This is a genomic window from Streptomyces sp. NPDC048442 (assembly GCF_040651475.1).
Lineage (GTDB): Bacteria > Actinomycetota > Actinomycetes > Streptomycetales > Streptomycetaceae > Streptomyces.
Genome location: NZ_JBEZKB010000008.1, coordinates 147,059 through 168,043 on the forward strand (window position 1 = coordinate 147,059; position 20,985 = coordinate 168,043).

At 70.6% G+C, this 20,985-nt stretch carries 20 protein-coding genes; 13 read left to right on the forward strand and 7 right to left on the reverse strand.

All coding sequences use genetic code 11. The annotated features are described in order from the left end of the window. Positions 1 to 163: 163 nt before the first annotated feature. From AB0D18_RS14940 to AB0D18_RS14960, 5 genes are all read right to left on the reverse strand, one after another. On the reverse strand, positions 164 to 1,165 hold the full coding sequence (locus tag AB0D18_RS14940) for a 2-oxoacid:ferredoxin oxidoreductase subunit beta (RefSeq protein WP_362417570.1): 1,002 nt from the start codon (positions 1,163 to 1,165) through the stop codon (positions 164 to 166). 121 nt (positions 1,166 to 1,286) lie between these two features. Next, positions 1,287 to 3,197, reverse strand: coding sequence for a 2-oxoacid:acceptor oxidoreductase subunit alpha (locus AB0D18_RS14945; RefSeq protein ID WP_362417106.1), 1,911 nt, complete (start codon positions 3,195 to 3,197; stop codon positions 1,287 to 1,289). A 433-nt stretch (positions 3,198 to 3,630) separates the two neighbouring features. Continuing rightward, positions 3,631 to 4,290: a response regulator transcription factor gene (locus tag AB0D18_RS14950; RefSeq protein ID WP_362417573.1), complete on the reverse strand. Its 660-nt coding sequence runs from the start codon at positions 4,288 to 4,290 to the stop codon at positions 3,631 to 3,633. Between the two features lie 452 nt (positions 4,291 to 4,742). Then, on the reverse strand, positions 4,743 to 6,065 hold the full coding sequence (locus tag AB0D18_RS14955; protein ID WP_362417109.1) for a sensor domain-containing protein: 1,323 nt from the start codon (positions 6,063 to 6,065) through the stop codon (positions 4,743 to 4,745). 84 nt (positions 6,066 to 6,149) lie between these two features. Beyond that, positions 6,150 to 7,415 (reverse strand): sensor domain-containing protein, encoded by a 1,266-nt coding sequence (locus AB0D18_RS14960; RefSeq protein WP_362417112.1) that lies wholly within the window; start codon positions 7,413 to 7,415, stop codon positions 6,150 to 6,152. A 291-nt stretch (positions 7,416 to 7,706) separates the two neighbouring features. Here AB0D18_RS14960 and AB0D18_RS14965 point away from each other — a divergent pair, with 291 nt between their 5' ends. The 13 genes from AB0D18_RS14965 to AB0D18_RS15025 all read left to right on the forward strand — a co-directional run bounded on the left by AB0D18_RS14965 (position 7,707) and on the right by AB0D18_RS15025 (position 19,686). Continuing rightward, complete coding sequence (locus tag AB0D18_RS14965) at positions 7,707 to 8,129, forward strand: NADH-quinone oxidoreductase subunit A (RefSeq protein ID WP_362417576.1); 423 nt, start codon at positions 7,707 to 7,709, stop codon at positions 8,127 to 8,129. Next, positions 8,120 to 8,785: an NADH-quinone oxidoreductase subunit B family protein gene (locus AB0D18_RS14970; RefSeq protein WP_362417115.1), complete on the forward strand. Its 666-nt coding sequence runs from the start codon at positions 8,120 to 8,122 to the stop codon at positions 8,783 to 8,785. Before AB0D18_RS14965 ends, AB0D18_RS14970 begins: the two co-directional genes overlap by 10 nt. Next, positions 8,782 to 10,053: an NADH-quinone oxidoreductase subunit C gene (locus AB0D18_RS14975; RefSeq protein WP_362417118.1), complete on the forward strand. Its 1,272-nt coding sequence runs from the start codon at positions 8,782 to 8,784 to the stop codon at positions 10,051 to 10,053. The genes AB0D18_RS14970 and AB0D18_RS14975 overlap by 4 nt, the downstream gene beginning before the upstream one ends. After that, the gene (locus tag AB0D18_RS14980) at positions 10,050 to 11,018 is read left to right on the forward strand and encodes a complex I subunit 1 family protein (protein ID WP_362417121.1); all 969 of its coding nucleotides are present in this window, start codon (positions 10,050 to 10,052) and stop codon (positions 11,016 to 11,018) included. Before AB0D18_RS14975 ends, AB0D18_RS14980 begins: the two co-directional genes overlap by 4 nt. A gap of 2 nt (positions 11,019 to 11,020) precedes the next feature. Further along, positions 11,021 to 11,584, forward strand: a complete 564-nt coding sequence (locus AB0D18_RS14985) for an NADH-quinone oxidoreductase subunit I (RefSeq protein ID WP_362417124.1) — start codon at positions 11,021 to 11,023, stop codon at positions 11,582 to 11,584. Beyond that, entirely contained in the window at positions 11,584 to 12,303 is a 720-nt protein-coding gene (locus AB0D18_RS14990) for an NADH-quinone oxidoreductase subunit J (RefSeq protein WP_362417579.1), read from the forward strand. The genes AB0D18_RS14985 and AB0D18_RS14990 overlap by 1 nt, the downstream gene beginning before the upstream one ends. After that, positions 12,303 to 12,707: an NADH-quinone oxidoreductase subunit NuoK gene (gene nuoK, locus AB0D18_RS14995; RefSeq protein ID WP_362417127.1), complete on the forward strand. Its 405-nt coding sequence runs from the start codon at positions 12,303 to 12,305 to the stop codon at positions 12,705 to 12,707. Before AB0D18_RS14990 ends, nuoK begins: the two co-directional genes overlap by 1 nt. Next, a complete protein-coding gene (locus tag AB0D18_RS15000; RefSeq protein WP_362417130.1) occupies positions 12,704 to 14,698 on the forward strand; it encodes an NADH-quinone oxidoreductase subunit L in 1,995 nt (664 codons plus the stop codon). Before nuoK ends, AB0D18_RS15000 begins: the two co-directional genes overlap by 4 nt. 27 nt (positions 14,699 to 14,725) lie before the next feature. Continuing rightward, positions 14,726 to 16,282: an NADH-quinone oxidoreductase subunit M gene (locus tag AB0D18_RS15005; protein WP_362417582.1), complete on the forward strand. Its 1,557-nt coding sequence runs from the start codon at positions 14,726 to 14,728 to the stop codon at positions 16,280 to 16,282. A gap of 11 nt (positions 16,283 to 16,293) precedes the next feature. Next, entirely contained in the window at positions 16,294 to 17,907 is a 1,614-nt protein-coding gene (locus tag AB0D18_RS15010; protein ID WP_362417585.1) for an NADH-quinone oxidoreductase subunit N, read from the forward strand. Between the two features lie 156 nt (positions 17,908 to 18,063). After that, positions 18,064 to 18,927 (forward strand): zinc metalloprotease HtpX, encoded by an 864-nt coding sequence (htpX, locus tag AB0D18_RS15015; protein WP_362417133.1) that lies wholly within the window; start codon positions 18,064 to 18,066, stop codon positions 18,925 to 18,927. Beyond that, entirely contained in the window at positions 18,924 to 19,316 is a 393-nt protein-coding gene (locus tag AB0D18_RS15020) for a YccF domain-containing protein (protein ID WP_362417136.1), read from the forward strand. Before htpX ends, AB0D18_RS15020 begins: the two co-directional genes overlap by 4 nt. 97 nt (positions 19,317 to 19,413) lie before the next feature. Further along, positions 19,414 to 19,686 carry a GlsB/YeaQ/YmgE family stress response membrane protein gene (locus AB0D18_RS15025; protein ID WP_362417139.1) on the forward strand — a complete coding sequence of 91 codons (273 nt, stop codon included), beginning with the start codon at positions 19,414 to 19,416 and terminating at the stop codon, positions 19,684 to 19,686. 39 nt (positions 19,687 to 19,725) lie between these two features. On the opposite strand, the gene AB0D18_RS15030 is transcribed toward AB0D18_RS15025, so the two are convergent. Beyond that, positions 19,726 to 20,382 (reverse strand): alpha-ketoglutarate-dependent dioxygenase AlkB, encoded by a 657-nt coding sequence (locus AB0D18_RS15030; protein WP_362417142.1) that lies wholly within the window; start codon positions 20,380 to 20,382, stop codon positions 19,726 to 19,728. A gap of 13 nt (positions 20,383 to 20,395) precedes the next feature. Then, entirely contained in the window at positions 20,396 to 20,902 is a 507-nt protein-coding gene (locus AB0D18_RS15035; protein WP_362417145.1) for a methylated-DNA--[protein]-cysteine S-methyltransferase, read from the reverse strand. Positions 20,903 to 20,985 lie beyond the last annotated feature (83 nt).

The following is a 20,985-nucleotide window of genomic DNA, read 5'->3' on the forward strand; positions in this document are numbered from 1 at the left end:
CACCCTGCACACACCCGTTGCGCTCGACGGTAAGCCCGCCCCGCCCCGCGTGTCATGTCCGTTCCGCAATACGGTCATGACACCCGGCCCGCGCCCGGAAGCACGAGAGGGGCGCCCGGCCTGCACGGCTCGGGCGCCCCTCTCGGAGGTGTCGAAGAGAAACTCAGCCGACGACGGTCCAGGTGTCCTTGCCCGCCAGCAGCGCACCCAGATCGCCCTTGCCGTCCCGCTCGATCGCGGTGTCCAGCTGGTCGGCCATCAACGTGTCGTACACCGGCCGGTCCACGGAGCGGAACACTCCGATCGGGGTGTGGTGCAGTGTGTCCGGGTCGGCGAGGCGCGACAGTGCGAACGCGGTGGTCGGCGAGGAGCTGTGCGCGTCGTGGACGAGGATCTGCGACTGGTTCTCGTCGGTGACGGCCACCACCTTGAGGTCGCCGGTCAGCGGATCCCGCACGACACCCTTCGCGCCGTCCGCCCCGAAGCGGATCTGCTCCCCGTGAGTGAGGCGGATCACCGCCTCCTCGGCCTGCTGCTTGTCCTTCAGGACCTCGAAGGCGCCGTCGTTGAAGATGTTGCAGTTCTGGTAGATCTCGACGAGCGCCGTGCCCGGGTGGTCGGCGGCCTGGCGCAGGACCTCGGTGAGGTGCTTGCGGTCGGAGTCGACGGTGCGCGCGACGAAGGACGCCTCGGCGCCGATGGCCAGGGAAACCGGGTTGAAGGGCGCGTCGAGGGAACCCATCGGCGTCGACTTGGTGATCTTGCCGACCTCGCTCGTCGGGCTGTACTGGCCCTTGGTGAGCCCGTAGATCCGGTTGTTGAAGAGGAGGATCTTGAGGTTCACATTGCGGCGTAGTGCATGGATCAGGTGGTTGCCGCCGATGGACAGCGCGTCGCCGTCACCGGTGACCACCCAGACGCTCAGGTCCCGCCTGGAGGAGGCGAGCCCGGTCGCGATGGCCGGGGCGCGGCCGTGGATGGAGTGCATCCCGTAGGTGTTCATGTAGTACGGGAAGCGGGAGGAGCAGCCGATTCCGGAGACGAAGACGATGTTCTCCTTCGCCAGCCCCAGCTCCGGCATGAAGCCCTGCACGGCGGCGAGCACCGCGTAGTCGCCGCAGCCGGGGCACCAGCGCACTTCCTGGTCGGACTTGAAGTCCTTCATGGACTGCTTCGCTTCGGCCTTGGGCACGAGGGACAGCAGGGTGTGCGCGGGCGAGGGCACGGGCGGGTGCGCCGACGGGTGCGCGGGCGCGTGCGAGGTGTCGCTCGAAGAAGTGACCGTCTCAGTCATTGATGGCCTCCTTGAGGGCCGTGGCCAGCTGCTCGGCCTTGAACGGCATTCCGTTGACCTGGTTGTACGAGAGCGCGTCCACGAGGTACTTCGCCCGGATCAGCGTCGCGAGCTGACCCAGGTTCATCTCCGGGACGACCACCTTGTCGTAACGCTTCAACGCCTCTTCGAGATTCCTCGGGAAGGGGTTGAGATGGCGCAGATGCGCCTGTGCGATGGCCACGCCTTCGGTGCGCAGCCGCCGGACCGCCGCCGTGATCGGCCCGTACGTCGAGCCCCAGCCGAGCACCAGCGTGCGGGCGCCGTCCGGGTCGTCGACCTCCAGGTCAGGGACCGCGATGCCGTCGATCTTGGCCTGCCGGGTGCGGACCATGAAGTCGTGGTTGGACGGGTCGTACGAGATGTTGCCCGTGCCGTCCTGCTTCTCGATGCCGCCGATACGGTGCTCCAGACCCGGCGTGCCGGGCACCGCCCACGGGCGGGCCAGGGTCTCCGGATCGCGCTTGTACGGCCAGAACACCTCGGTGCCGTCCGCCAGCTCGTGGTTGGGTCCGGTTGCGAACTGCACGCGCAGATCGGGAAGTTCGTCGAGGTCGGGAACCCGCCATGGCTCCGAACCGTTGGCCAGGTAGCCGTCGCTCAGCAGGAAGACCGGGGTGCGGTAGGTCAGTGCGATCCTCGCCGCTTCGATTGCCGCGTCGAAGCAGTCGGCGGGTGTCCGGGGTGCCACCACGGGCACCGGGGCCTCGCCGTTGCGCCCGTACATCGCCTGCAGCAGGTCCGCCTGCTCGGTCTTGGTCGGCAGCCCGGTGGACGGGCCGCCGCGCTGGATCGCCACGATCAGCAGCGGAAGCTCCAGGCTCACCGCGAGCCCGATCGTCTCCGACTTCAGCGCGACACCGGGACCCGAGGTGGTGGTCACGGCGAGCTGCCCGCCGAATGCCGCCCCGAGGGCGGCGCCGATCGCCGCGATCTCGTCCTCGGCCTGGAAGGTCCGTACGCCGAAGTTCTTGTGCTTGCTGAGCTCGTGCAGGATGTCGGACGCCGGGGTGATCGGGTACGAGCCCAGGTAGAGCGGCAGGTCCGCCTGCTGCCCGGCCGCGACCAGCCCGTACGAGAGAGCCAGGTTCCCGGAGATGTTCCGGTACGTGCCCGGGGGGAACGCGGCGGTGGCCGGGGCCACCTCGTAACTCACCGCGAAGTCCTCGGTCGTCTCGCCGAAGTTCCAACCCGCCCGGAAAGCGGCCACATTGGCCTCGGCGATGTCGGGCTTCTTCGCGAACTTCTGCCGAAGGAACGCCTCCGTGCCCTCGGTGGGCCGGTGGTACATCCAGCTGAGCAGACCCAGCGCGAACATGTTCTTGGACCGGCCGGCGTCCTTGCGGGACAGCCCGTAGTCCTTGAGCGCCTCCACGGTCAGCGTGGTCAGCGGCACCGGGTGCACGCTGTAGGCGTCCAGCGAACCGTCCTCCAGCGGGGACGTCTCGTACCCCACCTTGGCCATCGGCCGCTTGGTGAACTCATCGGTGTTGATGATGATTTCGGCCCCGCGCGGCACATCGGCGATGTTCGCCCTGAGCGCCGCCGGGTTCATCGCCACCAGTACGTTCGGGGCGTCGCCGGGGGTGAGGATGTCGTGGTCCGCGAAATGCAGCTGGAAACTGGAGACGCCCGGCAGGGTGCCTGCGGGGGCGCGAATCTCGGCCGGGAAGTTCGGCAGGGTCGACAGGTCGTTGCCGAACGACGCGGTTTCCGAAGTGAACCGGTCTCCGGTGAGCTGCATGCCGTCACCGGAGTCGCCCGCGAAACGGATGATCACCCGGTCCAGGCGGCGGACCTCTTTCTCCGGGGCCGTATGGGCTCCGTCGGCCTGTTCGGCCGGGCTACTGACCTGGCTGGTCACTGAACTGGACCTCCCTCAGAGGCGGCTGTTCGGGAACGGCCGGACGACCGGTCGTCCCGGGGCAACCCTACGTCCGCAAGGGTCGCGTGCCCCGGCCCTCCCCAAAGACGAAACCGCTTTTCAGACACCTGGCTGTCGTGATTCGTCACGGTTGATCCGCCCCCTGGCCCCTGTGCTGAAGACGCTCCGTGCTCATCCTTTGGTTCTGGTCCTACGGCCCCGATCAAGGCACGCTCGACCTTGTTAGCTGACACCCCATCAGAAATCCAGTACCCGGGACCCCGAGCCGCGCTTCCGGCGGCCCGGAGCCCCGACCCGGAAACGCGGCCCGGAAACCCGGCCCGGGGCGTGGTCCGCAACCGGGGCCCTGGCCCCCGAAGTCCTGGCCCACACCCATGAGTTCAGGAGTTCACGCGTTCAGGAGTTCACGCGTTCAGGAGTTCAGATAGGTCAGCACCGCCAGCACCCGCCGGTGGTCACCGACGCTCGGCGAAAGACCCAGCTTCAGGAAGATGTTGCTGACGTGCTTCTCGACCGCACCGTCGCTCACCACCAGCTGCTTGGCGACCGCCGAGTTCGTCCGGCCCTCGGCCATCAGACCCAGGACCTCCCGCTCGCGCGGGGTGAGCCCGGCGAGGACGTCCTGCTTGCGGCTGCGGCCGAGCAGCTGGGCCACCACCTCGGGGTCCAGGGCGGTACCGCCCCTGGCCACCCGCACCACGGCGTCCACGAACTCCCTGACCTCCGCCACCCGGTCCTTGAGCAGATAGCCCACGCCCGTACTGGACCCGGCCAGCAGCTCGGTGGCGTACTGCTCCTCCACGTACTGGGACAGCACCAGCACCCCTATCCCGGGATGGTCCCGGCGCAGCCGCACCGCGGCCCGCACCCCCTCGTCGGTGTGGGTCGGCGGCATCCGTACGTCCGCCACCACCACGTCCGGCAGTTCCCCCTGCGCGGCCAGTTCACCAACGATCTTGACCAGCGCCTCCCCGTCCCCGACGCCCGCGACCACGTCGTGCCCGAGGTCGGTCAGCAACCGGGTCAGGCCCTCCCGAAGCAGAACCGAATCCTCGGCGATGACCACGCGCACCCTGTCTCCCACGACTTTTCCTGCCCCCAGTTCTGGCGGGTACGGCTGTGTACCGCACTCAACTGCCCCCAGCATCCCAGCATCCGGACCGGGGTGCGCCCAGCCGACGGGAAGAGGGGAGCCGGGCCCCGGAGCCCGGCCGCTCCGCAGGACCCGGCAACCAGCTGAACCGGGGCAGCCCCGGCCGGTCCGCCCGGCCACGGACCAGCGGCACCGGGCAGCCCGCCGGGCCCACTTTCAGCCGCTCCCGGGCAGCTCGGCGGCCCCGGTGCTTTGAACAGCCCCGGGGCCGCTCTTCCGGCCGGTACTCGGTTGCCCCAGAGCGGCCCGTCGGCGGCCGGTACTCGGCTGCCCCAGAGCGGCCCGTCGGCTCGCCGGCCGGTGTTCCGCCTGCCCGGGCCAGCTCGTCGACCGGTCGTTCAGCCGGCCGGGGCCGCTCGTCGCCCAGGTGCTCAGCCGCGCCAGGGCAGTTCTGCCGTGATCGTCGTCGGGCCGCCGGTGGGGGAGTCCACCACCAGGATTCCGTCCACCGCGTCCAGCCGCTCCGCCAGACCCGCCAGGCCCGAACCGCCGCCGGTGCTCGCGCCGCCCCGGCCGTCGTCGGTCACCTGGAGCATCAGCCGCCCGCCGGTCTCCCACACCTCGACCGAGGCCCGGGTGGCCCGAGCGTGCTTGCTGACGTTCTGCAGCAGCTCGGAGACCGTGAAGTACGCGATGCCCTCGATGGCCGCGGCCGGCCGGGCCGGCAGATCCACCTCGACCTGCACCGGCACCGTGCACCGGGAGGCCACCGCGGACAGCGCCGCGTCCAGACCCCGGTCGGTCAGCACCGCGGGGTGGATACCGCGGGCCAGATCGCGCAGCTCCTGCAGCGCCACCTTCACCTCGCCGTGCGCCTCGTCCACCATCCGGGCCGCCGCCTCGGGGTCATCGGTCAGCTTCTCCTTCGCCAGGCCCAGGTCCATGGCCAGGGCGACAAGCCGGGCCTGTGCGCCGTCGTGCAGATCGCGTTCGATGCGCCGCAGGTCGGCGGCGGCCGTGTCGACGACCACGCCCCGGTCCGACTCCAGCTCGGTGACCCGGTCGTCGAGGGCGGACGCGCTGAGCAGCGTGGCCACCATCAGCCGGTCCACGGAGACCAGGGCCCGGGTGATCCACGGGCAGACCAGCAGCACGACCAGACCGGTCGCACTGGCCAGGGCGGACTCCAGGGGCGCGTCCAGGTGGATCTCGTTGTCCATGCCGCCGAAGAGCTGGATGCCCGGCATGCCGTTGCTCGTGATGGCCCATCCGTACAGCGGGTACGTGAAGGCCATCAGGCCGTACATCCAGAAGACCACCGAGACGCCGAACGCGAAGACCGCCCACGGCATGTGCAGGATTCCGTACAGCAGATGACGCCAGGACACCCCGCTCTTGAGGACCGCCCCGACCCAGCCCATCAGACCGGGCTTGGCGGCGCGCAGCGGCCGGGGATCCGGCACGTCCAGCCCGAGCAGGCCCCGTGCCCGCGCCCGCTCCAGCACGCCGAAGCCTCGGAACAGGGCGAGCCCCGCCGCGAGCACCGGTATGCCGAGGAAGGTCACCAGCAGACCGGCCCCCAGCGAGAGGGTCAGCATCGCGAGAACGAAGGCCGCGATGCTGATCGGCAGACCGATCAGCACATAGCCGAGTTCGCGCCAGGCGCGGCCCTCGAACGGTGCGCGCAGCACCGGCGGGACGCGGTGCCCCCGGGGCCGGTTTTCCCGGGTGAGAGGTGCGTAATCCGTGGCCATGATCCTGTCCGTTTCTTCCATGGGGCTCAGCTGGTGCGTTGGTTCAAGACTGCGGGAGCAGGGAGCCCCGGACCATGAGGTAATTCACCGTCTTTTCCTGGGGTTTTCCCCAGCCCCAGTACTGCGCTTTCCCGCAGACCTGCCACGCCCCGCCGGTGCGCCGCCGCCCGCCGACGCCCGCTCCCGCCAGGGCAGTTCCGCCGTCACCGTCGTCCCCGCACCCGGCGGCGAGTCCACCGTGAACAGCCCGTCGACCGCTCCGAGTCGGTCCGCCAGCCCCGCCATGCCGGTGCCGCCGTCCAGCCGCGCGCCACCGCGCCCGTCGTCCCGTACCTGAATCAGCAGCCTCGCACCGGACCGCCACACCTCGACCGTCGCCGTCCGGGCCCCGCTGTGCTTGCTGACGTTCTGCAGCAGCTCGGAGACCGTGAAGTACGCGATGCCCTCGATCGCCTCCGCCGGCCGCTCGTCCAGATCGGCGTTCACCTTCACCGGCACCGTGCACCGCGACGCGATCGCCGACAGCGCCGCGTCCAGGCCCCGGTCGGTCAGCACCGCGGGATGGATGCCCCGCGCCAGGTCGCGCAGCTCCTGCAGTGCCAGCTTCACCTCGCCGTGCGCCTCGCCGACCATCAGCGCGGCGGTCTCCGGGTCGTCGAGCAGCTTCTCCTTCGCCAGCCCGAGCCCCATCGCCAACGCGACGAGCCGGGCCTGTGCGCCGTCGTGCAGGTCGCGTTCGATGCGCCGCAGGTCGGCGGCGGCCGTGTCGACGACCACGCCCCGGTCGGACTCCAGCTCGGCGATACGGCGCTCCAGTTCGCCGGACGGCGACAGCAGCCCGCGCACCATCGCCCGGTCCACGTTGGCCAGCCCCCGTACGAGGTATCCCAGCACAGGCCACAGCACGAACAGGCTCACCAGCGTCAGCGTGAACGTCAGCACGCCCCACGGCAGCCGGATCACCGAATACAGCACCGAACGCCAGCCCACCGGATCCTTCAGCGTCGTCCACAGCCACGGGAAGAAGCCGTCCTGCCGCCGTCCCGCCCGCAGCGGACTCGGCTCCTCCACCTGCACCCCGAGCAGCACGCGCGCGCGTGCCCGCTCCCAGCTGCCGATCCGGCGCGCCCCCATCAGCCCCGCCGCCAGCAGCGGCAGCCCGATCACGGTCACGGCGAGACCGGCGCCCAGCACGACGGAGATCACCGCGTACAGGAACCCGAGCAGGGCCGCGGGGAGGTCGAGCAGCAGATGCACGACCTCCTTCCACGTGTGACGGCCATAGGCGAAGGCGACGGGAGGAGGCAGCAGGTCGGAGCCGGGCGAGTGCGCACCGGAGCTTGCGGTCATGTGGTCAAGACTGCCGGTCCCACCACCCGTACGCCATGGGGTGGGCGGGGTGCGGGAGGTAGGGACAACCCCACCAACGACCGGTTGTGGACGCGACGCGACTGCCTACTGTGTCTTCCCCAAGTTCTCGGCTTCGCTCGAACAGGGGAGACCCCACCCAGGCCCTAGACTCCCGTGCGTACGGATCAACGACCGCCGACCGGCGGACGACAGGGCGCCGAGAGGCCGGGGAGCGAGGGACGGGACGTGCCGGAACCGACCGTGCCGATCGAGTTGGCGGCGGAACACTTCTTGGCGGCAGAACACACCGTGGCGGTGGGACACTCCGCCCCTACCGTGTCGGTCGCGAGCTACTTCCAGAGCTACTCGGTCGTCGGCCTGCTCGCCGTCGTCGGCGTGCTCTTCGTCGCCGTGGCCTTCGGCGCCGGGCGCCTGCTGCGCCCGGTGGTGCCGACGCCGGAGAAGCTCCTGACGTACGAGTGCGGAGTCGACCCCGTCGGCGAGGGCTGGGCGCACACCCAGGTTCGCTACTACGTCTACGCGTTCCTGTACGTGATCTTCGCCGTCGACTCGATCTTCCTGTTCCCGTGGGCGACGGTGTTCGCCGCACCCGGATACGGCGCCACGACGCTGGCCGAGATGTTCATCTTCCTCGGCTTCCTGGCCGTGGGTCTGCTGTACGCATACAAGAAGGGCGTCCTCGAATGGACGTGACCCCCACTCCGCAGACTGCTTCGGAGACGGCCCCGGTGACCGCGCCGGTGACCGCTCCGGTGGACCTGCCCACTCCGCAGCGCCTCGGCGTCCTCTCCCGCCTCGCGCCCGAGCCGATGAAGGTGGTCCTGAACTGGGGCCGCCGCTACAGCCTCTGGGTCTTCAACTTCGGCCTGGCCTGCTGCGCCATCGAGTTCATCGCGGCCTCCATGGCCCGTCACGACTTCATCCGGCTCGGCGTGATCCCCTTCGCGCCCGGCCCGCGCCAGGCCGACCTGATGGTCGTGTCCGGAACGGTCACGGACAAGATGGCACCGGCCGTGAAGCGGCTCTACGAGCAGATGCCCGAGCCCAAGTACGTGATCTCGTTCGGCGCCTGCTCCAACTGCGGCGGCCCGTACTGGGACTCGTACTCCGTCACCAAGGGCGTCGACCAGATCATCCCGGTCGACGTGTACGTCCCGGGCTGCCCGCCCCGCCCCGAGGCCCTCCTCCAGGGCATCCTCAAGCTCCAGGAGAAGATCGCTCGCGAGTCGCTGGCGGAGCGTTACGGGAACTCGGCGCCGCGCCCGTCCGTTACCGCATTGCAGAGCGATCTGGTGACCCCGCCGCCCGCGCCTTCGTCCCTCCCCGCCCCGGGAGTTGGTGACCGGTGAGCGCGTACGACAGCCTGCCCGACACCGTCACCGAGGTCTTCGGCGAGGAGGCCACGGCCGAGCGGGCGTACGACCTGCTGACGGTCGACGTGCCCATCGGTGCGTGGATCTCCGCTCTCGAAATCGCCCGCGACAAGCTCGCCTGCACCTACTTCGACTGGCTGAGCGCGGTCGACGAGCCGGGCACGGGCTTCCGCGTGTCCGCCCACGTCGTCTCCCTCGAAGGCCGTACGGTCCGCCGCCTCCTGGTCCGTACGACCGTGCCGCACTCCGCCCCGGTCCTCCCCACAGCGGTGGACGTCTACGCGGGAGCGGCCTGGCACGAGCGCGAGACGCACGAGATGTTCGGCATCGACTTCACCGACCACCCGCACCTCGCGCCCCTCCTCCTTCCGGACACCTTCGAGGGCCACCCCCTGCGCAAGGACTTCGTCCTGGCGGCGCGGGTCGCCAAGGCCTGGCCCGGAGCCAAGGAACCGGGCGAGTCCGAGCATGGCGGCCCCAAGCGCCGCCAGATGCTCCCGCCCGGCGTCCCCGACCCCAACGAATGGGGCCCCCTCAAGGGCCAACTCCCGGCGGCTCCGGCCCGCCCGGCACGGGGAGCGAGGGCAGGCGCCGGCGCCCGCGCAGGTGGGGGCGCCGCACCTGCCGGAGCCGCAGCTGCGGCCGACCGCCCGCCCCGCCGCAGCCGCAGCGTGAGCGAGGGCTCGGCATCGCAGGCAGCACCGGTGACCACCTCCGGCACACCGGACTCACCGGCGACACCGGAATCCCCGGCTGCACCCGCACCGGCCGCACCGGAACCGGCTGGACCGGCCGCACCTGAACCGGCCGCCCCTGCCCGCCGCTCCCGCAGCGCGAGCCAGGGCTCCGCATCGCAGGCAGCACCGGAGGCCACCACCCCGGAGGCCACCACCCCGGAGGCCCCGGCCTCGGGGGCCGAGGACTCCCACGCGTCGACGGCGAGGCCGCCCCGGCGCAACCGCACTGCTGCAGAAGGCTCGGCGAGCCGGCCGGCACCGAGTACGCAGCCCGGTTCTGCCGCGCCCGACACGCCCGTACCGGACGCACCCTGGCACCACGCCCGCCCCACCTTTGACGAGTCCGAGGCCGAGCCCGAGGCCGATCCCGAGGCCGATCCCGTACCGCCGACGGAGCCCGAGCCGGAAGCCGAGCCCCGCACGGGCCGGCCGAGCGAACCGGACCGTCCCCACGACCCTGACGGTCCCGACGACCCCACCCACCCCGCCGGAGGCGATACCGCGTGAACGACGTACTCGACGTCGCCCTCCGGCTGGTCCTCGTCTTCGTCCTCTTCCTGGTCCTGCCCCTGGTGGTCGGCCAGACCGAGCACAAGGTGATGGCCCACATGCAGGGCCGCCTCGGCCCCATGTACGCGGGCGGCTTCCACGGCTGGGCCCAGCTCGTCGCCGACGGTGTGAAGTTCGCGCAGAAGGAGGACGTGGTTCCGACGGGCGCCGACCGCCGGATCTTCCAACTCGCCCCCGCCGTCGCCCTCCTCCCGTACCTCCTGGTCCTCCTCGTCATTCCGATCGGCCCGAGCGAATCCGCGGTCGGCCAACAGATCGACGCAGGCATCTTCTACGTGCTCGCGGTCATGGGCGTCGGAGTGCTCGGCTCGCTCATGGCGGGCTGGGCGTCGGCGAACAAATTCTCGCTGCTCGGCGGTCTGCGCACCGCCGCCCAGCTCCTCGCGTACGAACTTCCCATGCTGCTCGCCGCCGCCTCGGTGGCGATGGCGGCCGGCACGGTCTCGCTGCCCGGCATCCTGAACGCCTGGGAGTGGTGGTGGCTGCCCTGGCAGATCATCGGCGCGTTCATCTTCTTCACGGCCGGCCTCGCGGAGCTGCAACGCCCGCCGTTCGACGCCCCGATCGCCGACTCGGAGATCATCTTCGGCGCGTACACCGAGTACACGGGCCTGCGCTTCGCGCTGTTCCTGCTCGCCGAGTACGCGGGCATCGTCGTCGTCTGCGGCCTGACCACCGTCCTGTTCCTCGGCGGCTGGCACGGCCCGTGGGGCGCCCAAGGACTCGGCTGGGTCTGGACGCTCCTCAAGACCGCGGTCCTCGCCTTCGTCGTGATCTGGCTCCGGGTCAGCTATCCGCGACTGCGCGAGGACCAGCTCCAGAAGCTGTCCTGGACCCTGCTCATCCCGCTCGCACTCGCGCAGATCGCGCTCACCGGCATCGTGAAGGTGGCGATCCAGTAGTCATGGCACCCCCCATCCCAGGGAGCGGCCTCGCCAAGGGCCTCGCCGTCACCCTCCGCACGATGACGAAGAAGACCGTCACCGCGCAGTACCCCGAGAAGCAGCCCGAACTCCCGCCCCGTACGCGCGGCGTGATCGGCCTGTTCGAGGAGAACTGCACGGTCTGCATGCTGTGCGCCCGCGAGTGCCCCGACTGGTGCATCTACATCGACTCCCACAAGGAGACGGTGCCGGCCGCCGCACCCGGCGGGCGCGAGCGCAGCCGCAACGTCCTCGACCGCTTCGCGATCGACTTCTCGCTCTGCATGTACTGCGGGATCTGCATCGAGGTCTGCCCCTTCGACGCACTCTTCTGGTCGCCGGAGTTCGAGTACGCGGAGACCGACATCCACGAGCTGACCCACGAGCGGGACAAGCTCCGCGAGTGGATGTGGACCGTGCCCCAGCCGCCCGCCCTCGACCCGCGCGCGGAGGAACCGAAGGAGATCGCGGCGGCCCGCAAGACCGCCGACAAACTCGAAGCGGCCCAGCAGGCAGCAGCGCAAGAGCAGGAAGGGTCGGCATGATGACCACCCTCTCCGCCGCCAGCCACGGCTTCCTCTCCCCGACCGGGGTCGAGATCGCCTTCCTCCTGGTCGGCGTCGTCACCCTCGGCGCGGCCGTCGTCACGGTCACCACCAAGCAGCTGGTGCACGCCGCCCTCTGGCTGGTCGTCGCCCTCGGCGGTCTCGCCGTCGAGTACCTGCTCCTGACCGCCGAGTTCATCGCCTGGGTCCAGGTGCTGATCTACGTCGGCTCCGTCGTCGTCCTCCTCCTCTTCGGTCTCATGCTCACCAGGGCCCCCATCGGCCGCTCCCCGGACGCCGACTCGGGCAACCGCACGGCAGCCCTCACGGTGGCCGTCGCCGCGGCGGCAGCCCTGGTCTGGGTGGTCGCCGACGCGTTCCGCAACACCTGGATCGACCTGGACGGACCGGTCCAGGGCTCCACCAAGGTGTCCGGCGAAATCCTCTTCCAGCACTGGGTGCTCCCCTTCGAAGCACTCTCGGTCCTGCTCCTGGCCGCCCTGGTCGGCGCGATCGTCCTCTCCCGCAAGAACACGGCGGCAGAGGACGCGGCGGCTGAGGCCACGGCCGAGGCTTCCGACAGCGCGCCGAAGAAGCCGAACGAGCCGAACGAGCCGAACGCGCCGAAGAAGCCGAACGAGCCGAAGAAGCCGAACGAGCCGAAGAAGCCGAACGAGCCGAAGAAGCCGAACGAGCCGAAGAAGAAGGAGCAGCGCTGATGCACCTCGCCTATCCGGCCGTACTCGCCGCCCTCCTCTTCTGCGTCGGCCTCTACGGAGTCCTCGCCCGCCGCAACGCGATCCTGGTCCTGATGTCCGTCGAGCTGATGCTCAACGCCGTCAACCTCAACCTGGTCGCCTTCGACGTCTGGCTCCGCGACACCCTGCACACCGGCCAGGCCCTCACCCTCTTCACCATCGCCATCGCCGCCGCCGAAATCGGCATCGGCCTGGCGATCGTCCTGATGGTCTACCGCAACCGCGGCACCTCGGACATCGACAAGCTCCGCGACACCGCCGAGACGGCCGAGACGACTGACCCGGCCGACCCGACAGACCCGGCGGGCGACCAGGCGGACGGACCCGCCGACGGCCCGGCACAGAAGACAGAGGCCGCCGCGTGACCACCACGACCCTCGCCGTCCTCGTCCCCCTCCTCCCGTTCCTGGGCGCCGCCGCCGGCCTGCACCTCGGCCGCACGGCCCCCGGCTTCGTACGCCCGCTGGCACTCCTGCCGACGCTCGCCGCACTCGCGCTCGCGATCACCGTCGCCGTGCACCAGGGCGGGGGCAGACCGATCGACGCCGCCACCCGGCTCACCCCGACCGGCTCGGTCCCCATCGACCTCGCCCTGCACATCGACGGCTTCGCGGCCCTGGTCGCCGTCCTGGTGACCGTCGTCGCGACCTGCGTCCAGGTCTACTCGACGGCCTACCTGCGCGACGACCCGCGCTACGCCTCGTACGCCGCTCTCGTCTCCCTCTTCACCTCCGCGATGCTGCTCGTCGTCTACTCCGGCGACCTGATGGTGCTGCTGGTCGGCTGGGAGATCATGGGCATCTGCTCGTACTTCCTCGTCGGCCACTACTGGGAGACGTCCGAAGCCCGCGCCGCCTCCCTCAAGGCCTTCCTGGTCACCAAACTCGGCGACGTCCCCTTCCTGTTCGGCCTGTTCGCACTCGCCGCCGACGCCGGTACGTTCCGGATTACCGGCATCCTCGACGCCGTCGCCACCGGCGGCCTCGACCACCCGACCCTGATCGCGCTCCTGCTCGTCGCCGGCGTCGCGGGCAAGTCCGCGCAGTTCCCGCTGCACACCTGGCTCCCGGACGCGATGGCCGGCCCCACGCCCGTCTCCGCGCTCATCCACGCCGCGACGATGGTCGCCGCCGGTGTCTACTTCGTGGCCCGCCTCCTCCCCGTCTTCGCGGCCTCCGCCGCGGCCATGACCGTCCTCGCCGTGATGGCCGCGGTCACGATGGTCGGCTCGGCCCTCGCCGCGCTCGCCCAGGACGACATCAAGCGGGTCCTCGCCTACTCGACCATCGGCCAGCTCGGCTACATGACCGGCGCCCTCGCGGTCGGCGACCGCGGTGCCGCCGTCTTCCACCTCCTCTCGCACGGTGCCTTCAAGGCCCTCCTCTTCCTCGGCGCCGGCGTGATCATCCACGCCGCCGGCACCAACTCCCTGGCCGCCATGTCCCGCACGGGCGGCCTCACCAAGCGCATCCCGGACGCCTACTGGACGATGACGATCGCGCTCCTCGCGCTCGCCGCCATCCCGCCGTTCGCCGGCTTCTTCTCCAAGGAAGCCGTCCTGGTCGCCGCCGAACACACCGCCCTCGGCGACTCCGTCACGAGCACCGTCACCGCGGGCTGGATCGTCCTGGTCTCCGGTCTCCTCACCGCCCTCCTCACCGCCGCGTACGCCACCCGCCTCTGGCTCCTCGCCTTCCGCGGACACGGCCCCGCCGCCCCCCACCACGGCAAGCAGCCACTTGCCATGACCACCACCCTGTGGGTGCTGGCCGTCCCCTCGCTCGCCCTCGGCCTGACCGTCGGCAAGCTCGCGGGCTGGTTCGACGTCCACGCCCTGACCCCGACCGTCACCACCGCCGTCCTCGGCACCGGTGTCGCCGCCGTTGGCGGGATCATGACGTACGCGTCCTGGCGCGCCCTCCGCTACCGGGCGGGCAGCAACATCCCCCTGGGAGCAGTCGCCGCACACCCCGACGCGGACCCGGCCGCCTCCGAAGAGGAAGCCATCGCCAGCCACGAAGCGGTCTACGGCAGCATCGCCTCAGCGCCCGACCCCGGCGACCCCGGCCGCCTCCTGCTGGGACCGCTCCACCGTCACGCGGCCACCGGCTTCCACCTGGACGCCCTCTACCGCACCCTGTTCGTCCGCCCCGTCCAGGCAGCCGCCGAACTGGTCCGCTTCCTGGACCGCGAGGTCGTCGACACGTACGTCCGGGCCGCCGGCGCTCTCCCGCGCTGGCTCGGCTTCGCGGTCCGCCGCTCCCAGACCGGCAACGTGCAGACCTACCTCGGTGCCCTGATCGCAGGCTCCGTCGTCCTGGCAATCGCCGCCGTCCTCGTCGCCGCCGGAGCGTGAGCCGTGATCGATATCAGTGCATCCGTCATGCAGTTCCTTCTCGCATTGATCGTCGTCGGCCCGCTCATCGGCGCCGTCGCAGCCCTCCTCCCGGCACCGCCCGGACTGAAGGGCCGCAGCCCCGACCAGGCCGTCCTGCGCCACGGAGTCGTCGTCACAGGCATCGTCCTCCTCGCGATGATCGTCCTCGCGCTCGGCTTCGACCACAGCCACCCCGCGAAGATGCAGGCCACGACCGACATCAGCTGGATCCCGGCGCTCGACATCCGGATCCATCTCGGCACCGACGGCATCTCGCTCCCCCTCCTCGTACTGACCGCGCTGCTGACCTTCCTCTGCGCGCTCTACAGCTACTTCACAATGCCAACGGGCCCGTCCCCCAAGGCATTCGTCGCCCTCCTCCTCGTCCTGGAGTCCGGCACCCTCGCCACCTTCGCCGTCCTCGACCTGGTCCTGTTCTTCCTGGCCTTCGAGATGGTCCTCATCCCGATGTACTTCCTGATCGCCCGCTGGGGCGGAGCCCAAAAGGCCCAGGCGGCCTGGAAGTTCATCCTCTACACCCTGCTCGGCTCCGTCGTGATGCTGCTCGGCCTCCTCCTCATCGGCATGAAATCCGGCACATTCGACATGGTGGCACTCGCCACTGACAACGGCCGTGGGCTGACAACATCCGTGCAGGTCACGGCAGTTCTGGCGATCGCGATCGGCCTCGCGGTGAAGACCCCGATGTGGCCCCTGCACAGCTGGCTCCCGGACGCCCACACCGCCGCTCCCACCGTCGGCTCGGTCCTCCTCGCCGGAGTCCTGCTGAAGATGGGCACCTACGGCTTCGTCCGCATCGCCCTGCCCATCGCCCCCGACGGCATGCAGACCTTCGCCCCGTACCTCGCCGCCTTCGCGGTCGTCGGCATCATCTACGGATCCCTGGCCTGCCTCTCCCTCGCCCGCAAGGGCAACAAGGGCGACCTCAAGCGCCTGATCGCGTACTCCTCCGTCGGCCACATGGGCTTCGTGCTCCTGGGCATCGCCTCGATGACCCCCACCGGCGTCAACGGCGCGCTCTTCGCCAACATCGCCCACGGCCTCATCACCGGCCTGCTGTTCTTCCTGGTCGGCGCCCTCAAGGACCGTTACGGCACCGCCGACCTCGACACCCTCGCCGGTGCCACCGGCGCCGCCCTCTACGGCCGCGCCCCCCGCCTCGGCGCCCTCCTCGCCTTCGGCGCCGTCGCCTCCCTCGGACTGCCGGGGCTGGCGGGCTTCTGGGGCGAGATGCTGACGATGTTCGGCGCGTTCGACCCCGCCGAAGGCCTCAGCCGCCCCGCCTTCCTCACCTTCATGGCGGTCGCCGGCTTCGGCACCCTGCTCACCGCCGCGTACATGCTGATCGTCGTACGCCGCGTCTGCATGGGGGAGCGGCGCGAGAACGCCGAGCAGAGCGCCGTCGCCGACGTACAGGGCTACGAGTTCGCCGCCTGGACCCCGCTCGTCGCCCTCACCGTCCTCGCCGGCCTCTGGCCCGCAGTCCTCCTCGGCCTCACCGACCCGGCCGTCCAGAAGCTCCTCGCAGGAGGCAAGTCGTGAACGCCGTCCCCATGGCCGCCGAGAGCGCCAAGGGCGCGGCCAGCCTCGTCCAGTCCGTCGACTGGCTCGCCATCGCCCCGCCCGTCGTCGTCGCGGCCGTCGCCCTGGCGATCCTGGTCGCCGACCTGTTCGTACGAGAGAGCCGCAAGCACCTCCTCGGCATCGCCGCCGTCGCAGGCCTCGCCGTCGCCCTCGCGGCGCTCCTGCCTTTGCGCAAGGGCGACCGCAAGACCTTCTGCCTGGTCGACGACCCGGCTGTGTGCAGCTACACCGCCGACTACTTCGCCCTGGTCATCCAGGCCCTTGTGCTCGGCGGCGCCCTCCTCACCGCGCTCCTGTCCATGACAGCGGCCAAGGACGACAAGAAGCTCCCCGCAGGCGAGTACTGGTTCCTGCTGCTGTCCTCCGCGGCCGGAGCGGCCCTCCTCCCCGCCTCCCGCGACCTCGCCACCCTCGTCGTCGCCCTCGAAGTCGCGTCCCTGCCCGCCTTCGCCCTCGTCGGCCTGCGCCGCGGCGACAAGCGGTCCTCCGAGGCGGCCCTGAAGTTCTTCCTGTCCTCCGTCACCGCCACCGCCGTCATGCTCCTCGGCGTCAGCTTCGTGTACGCGACGACGGGCACGATGCACCTCACCGAGATCGCCACCCGCCTCGACGACGTCCCCGTCCAGCTGGACACCCTCGCCAAGGCGGGCGTCGCCCTCACCCTGGTCGGCTTCGCCTTCAAGACGGCCGCCGCGCCCTTCCACTTCTGGGTCCCGGACACCTACGTCGGCGCACCCCTGCCGATTGCCGCCTACCTGTCCGTCATCGGCAAGGCCGTCGGCTTCTCCGGCCTCATCCTGGTCACCGTCGTCGCCTTCCCGTCGTACGCCGACGTCTGGGGTCCCGCGCTCGCCGTCCTCGCCGCCCTCACCATGACAGTCGGCAACGTCGCCGCGCTGCGCCAGTCCGTCACGCGCGCGCGCAGCGCCGTCCGCCTCCTCGCCTGGTCGTCCGTCGGCCAGGCCGGCTACCTCCTGGTCCCGATCGCCGCCGCCGCGTACTCCAGCGACACCCAGATCGGCTCCACCGTCGCGTACGCCCTGATGTACGCCGTCGTGAACCTCGGCGCCTTCGCCGTCGCCGCACTCGTCGCCCGTACGAAGCCGCAGCACCGCATCGCCGACTACCGCGGCCTGTACGCCACCAACCCCCTGGCAGCGCTCGCCCTCGGCTTCTTCCTGCTCTGCCTGGCCGGCCTGCCCCCGGGCATCATCGGCCTCTTCGCCAAGGTCACCGTCTTCTCGGCGGCGGTCGACGCGGGCCTCGGCTGGCTCGCCGTCGTCATGGCCGTGAACGTCGTGATCGCGCTCTACTACTACCTCCAGTGGACGGCCCTGCTCTTCCGTACACCGGAGGGCGCACCAGCACCTCAAGAGGCGGTGTCGAAAGAGGCGGCGCCGACGCCTCAAGAGGGCGCACCGGCACCTCAAGAGGTCACGGTGGCGCCCCGCCGCAACAGGCACCCCGTCCCCGCCCCCGCCCCCCTCGCCACGGCCATCGGCCTGACGTTCACCGCCGGAGTCGTCCTCTCCGGCGTCCCCCAGCTCATCCTCCGCTTCGCCACCGGCGACCTCTTCCAGTAATCGCGCACACCCACCCCGGACGGCCCAACCGCCCTCCCCGGTGCACAAGGGAACTAGCTCCCCCCGCCTGGCGTTGACCAGTAAGGGAGGGTCCACTGAACGTGGAAGCACCACCGAGCCAGGAGTTCCCCTGCCGCACCATTTGGAGGGCGCACCGTGCACCGCCGGCACAACGGGCTGAGGACCGCCGTACTCCTCGGGGGACTGTCCGCACTGATCCTCGTCATCGGCGGCTTCTTCGGCCGTACGGGACTGATCGTCGCGCTCCTCGTGGCGCTCGGTACGAACGCGTACGCGTACTGGAACAGCGACAAGCTGGCCCTGCGCGCCATGCGCGCCCGGCCGGTCAGCGAGTTCGAGGCCCCCGAGCTCTACCGCATGGTCCGCGAGCTCTCCACGGCCGCGCGCCAGCCCATGCCCCGCCTCTACATCTCACCCACCCAGGCGCCCAACGCCTTCGCCACCGGCCGCAACCCGCGCAACGCGGCGGTCTGCTGCACCGAGGGGATCCTCCAGATCCTCGACGCGCGCGAGCTCCGTGGCGTCATCGGTCATGAGCTCAGCCACGTCTACAACCGCGACATCCTGATCTCGTCCGTCGCCGGAGCCCTCGCCTCCGTCGTGATGTTCCTGGTCAACTTCGCCTGGCTGATACCCATCGGCAGATCCAACGACGACGAGGGCCCCGGCATCTTCGGCATGCTGCTGATCATGATCCTGGGCCCGCTCGCGGCCTCCGTCATCCAGCTCGCCGTCAGCCGCTCCCGCGAGTACGAGGCGGACGCGTCCGGCGCCCAGCTCACCGGCGACCCCCTGGCCCTGGCCAGCGCACTGCGCAAACTCGACGCGGGTACGAAGCGGCTCCCGCTGCCCCCCGAGCCCCGGATCGAGACCGCGAGCCACATGATGATCGCGAACCCCTTCCGCCCCGGCGACGGCACCGCGAAGCTGTTCTCGACCCACCCGCCCATGGCGGAACGTATCGCCCGACTCGAACAGATGGCAGGACACCGCCCGTGAAGACAATCCTCAATCTCATATGGCTGGTCCTGAGCGGCTTCTGGCTCTTCCTGGGCTACCTGCTCGCGGGCCTCATCCTCTGCATCACGATCATCGGCATCCCGTTCGGCCTGGCCTCGTTCCGCATTGGCCTGTACGCCCTGTGGCCCTTCGGCCAGACCGTCGTCGACCGCCGCGACGCGGGCGCCCCGTCCTGCGTCGGCAACGTCCTGTGGCTGATCCTCGCCGGCTGGTGGCTCGCCCTCGGCCACATCGTCACGGGCATCGCCCTGTGCATCACCATCATCGGAATTCCGTTCGGCATCGCGAACTTCAAGCTGATTCCGGTGTCCCTGCTGCCGCTCGGCAAGGAGATCGTTCCCACGGACCAGCCCTTCGCCGCCCGCTGACCTGCGCAACCTCTGCCGCCCCGAGTGCGTCTTCCCGTACGTAGAACAGACCACAAGCGCCACGCACACGTACGCACGCACCCACGGGGGGACCCTCATGAGCATCATCGGATGGATCGTCCTCGGCCTGATCGCCGGAGTCATAGCCAAGGTCCTGCTGCCGGGACGCGACCCGGGCGGGTTGATCGGCACCACCCTGATCGGCATCGCCGGCGCCTTCACCGGTGGCTGGATCTCGACGCGCTTCCTGGACCGCGAGATCACCAACCAGTTCTTCGACGGCCCGACCTGGCTCGCGGCCATCGGCGGCTCGCTCGTCCTGCTCGTCGCGTACCGGGTCCTCTTCGGCCACTCACGCTCGCGCCACTAGCGAAAGCCGACGCGGGCCCCACGCGGGACCGACCCCGCCTCAACCGAGCCCCGTCACCCGCAGCGTGATGTTCAGCCGTCCGGCGGCCAGTCCGGTCGCCGGATCGCCCGTGCCGGGCCGCACCTTCGGCACCCCGTGGTACGCGAACCGCGACTCCCCGCCGAAGACGAAGAGATCCCCCGACCCCAACTCCACATCCGTGTAGGGCCGGCCACGCCCCTGCGTGTTCCCGAAGCGGAACACGCAGTTGTCGCCGATGCTCAGCGACACCACCGGCGCCGACGACCGTTCCTCACGGTCCTGGTGCATGCCCATCCGGGCGTCGCCGTCATAGAAGTTGATCAGCCCGGCGTCCGGCGCGTACCCGTCGCCCGCGCTCTGGTCCTCGTACGCGTCGACCAGCGCACGACGGCCCAAATCGCCGAGCCAGCCCGGGAATTCGGCCACCCGCACGCCACCCGCACCGCCCGCCGTGCGCGTATAGCGGTACGGCTCCCAGTGCCAGCCCAGGCCCACCGAGCGCACCGACATGACCCCGCCACCGGGCAGCCGCGTGTGCCGCAGCGGCACCGGCCCGCGCGCCCACGCACGGCACGCCACGACCAACTCCCGCTGCTCCTCCAGCGACAGCCACCCCGGTACGTGCACCGCGCCCGGCGCCACCTCCGCCCGGGGAAGCTCGAACAATCCGGTCACGGCGCCACCTCCCTCACGCCAACGGGCCGCATTCCAGGTCCAGCAGCAGCTGCTTCCGCTCCAGCCCGCCCGCATACCCCGTCAGCGAACCGTCCGCCCCTACGACCCGGTGGCACGGCCGCACCACCAGCAGCGGATTGCGCCCGATCGCGGTGCCGACCGCCCGGACCGCCGCCCGCGACGCCCCGATCGACTCGGCGAGCTTCCCGTACGACGTCGTCTCCCCGTACGGAATGCCGTCCACCGCGCTCCACACGCGGCGCTGGAACTCCGTCCCCACCCCGTCCGCGTACGTGACCTCGAACCGCGTCAGCTCCCCGGCGAAGTACGCCTTCAGCTGCGCCGCCACCGCGCCGAACAGCTCCGGCGCGTGCCGCCACTCCTCCCGGACGACGGCCCCGCCCTTCTGCCCCGGCACCGACAGCGACACCAGCGCGATCCCGCCGGGCGCGGTCCGGGACTCCTCGCCCACCAGCAGCAACTCGCCCAACGGGCTGTCGAGGGTCGCGAAAACGGTCATGACCCCATCCTCTCCGCGCAGTGCTCACCACGCTCCACACCTCCGATTCTGCGCCCCGGGCCGCACCGGATCTGGCGGAATTC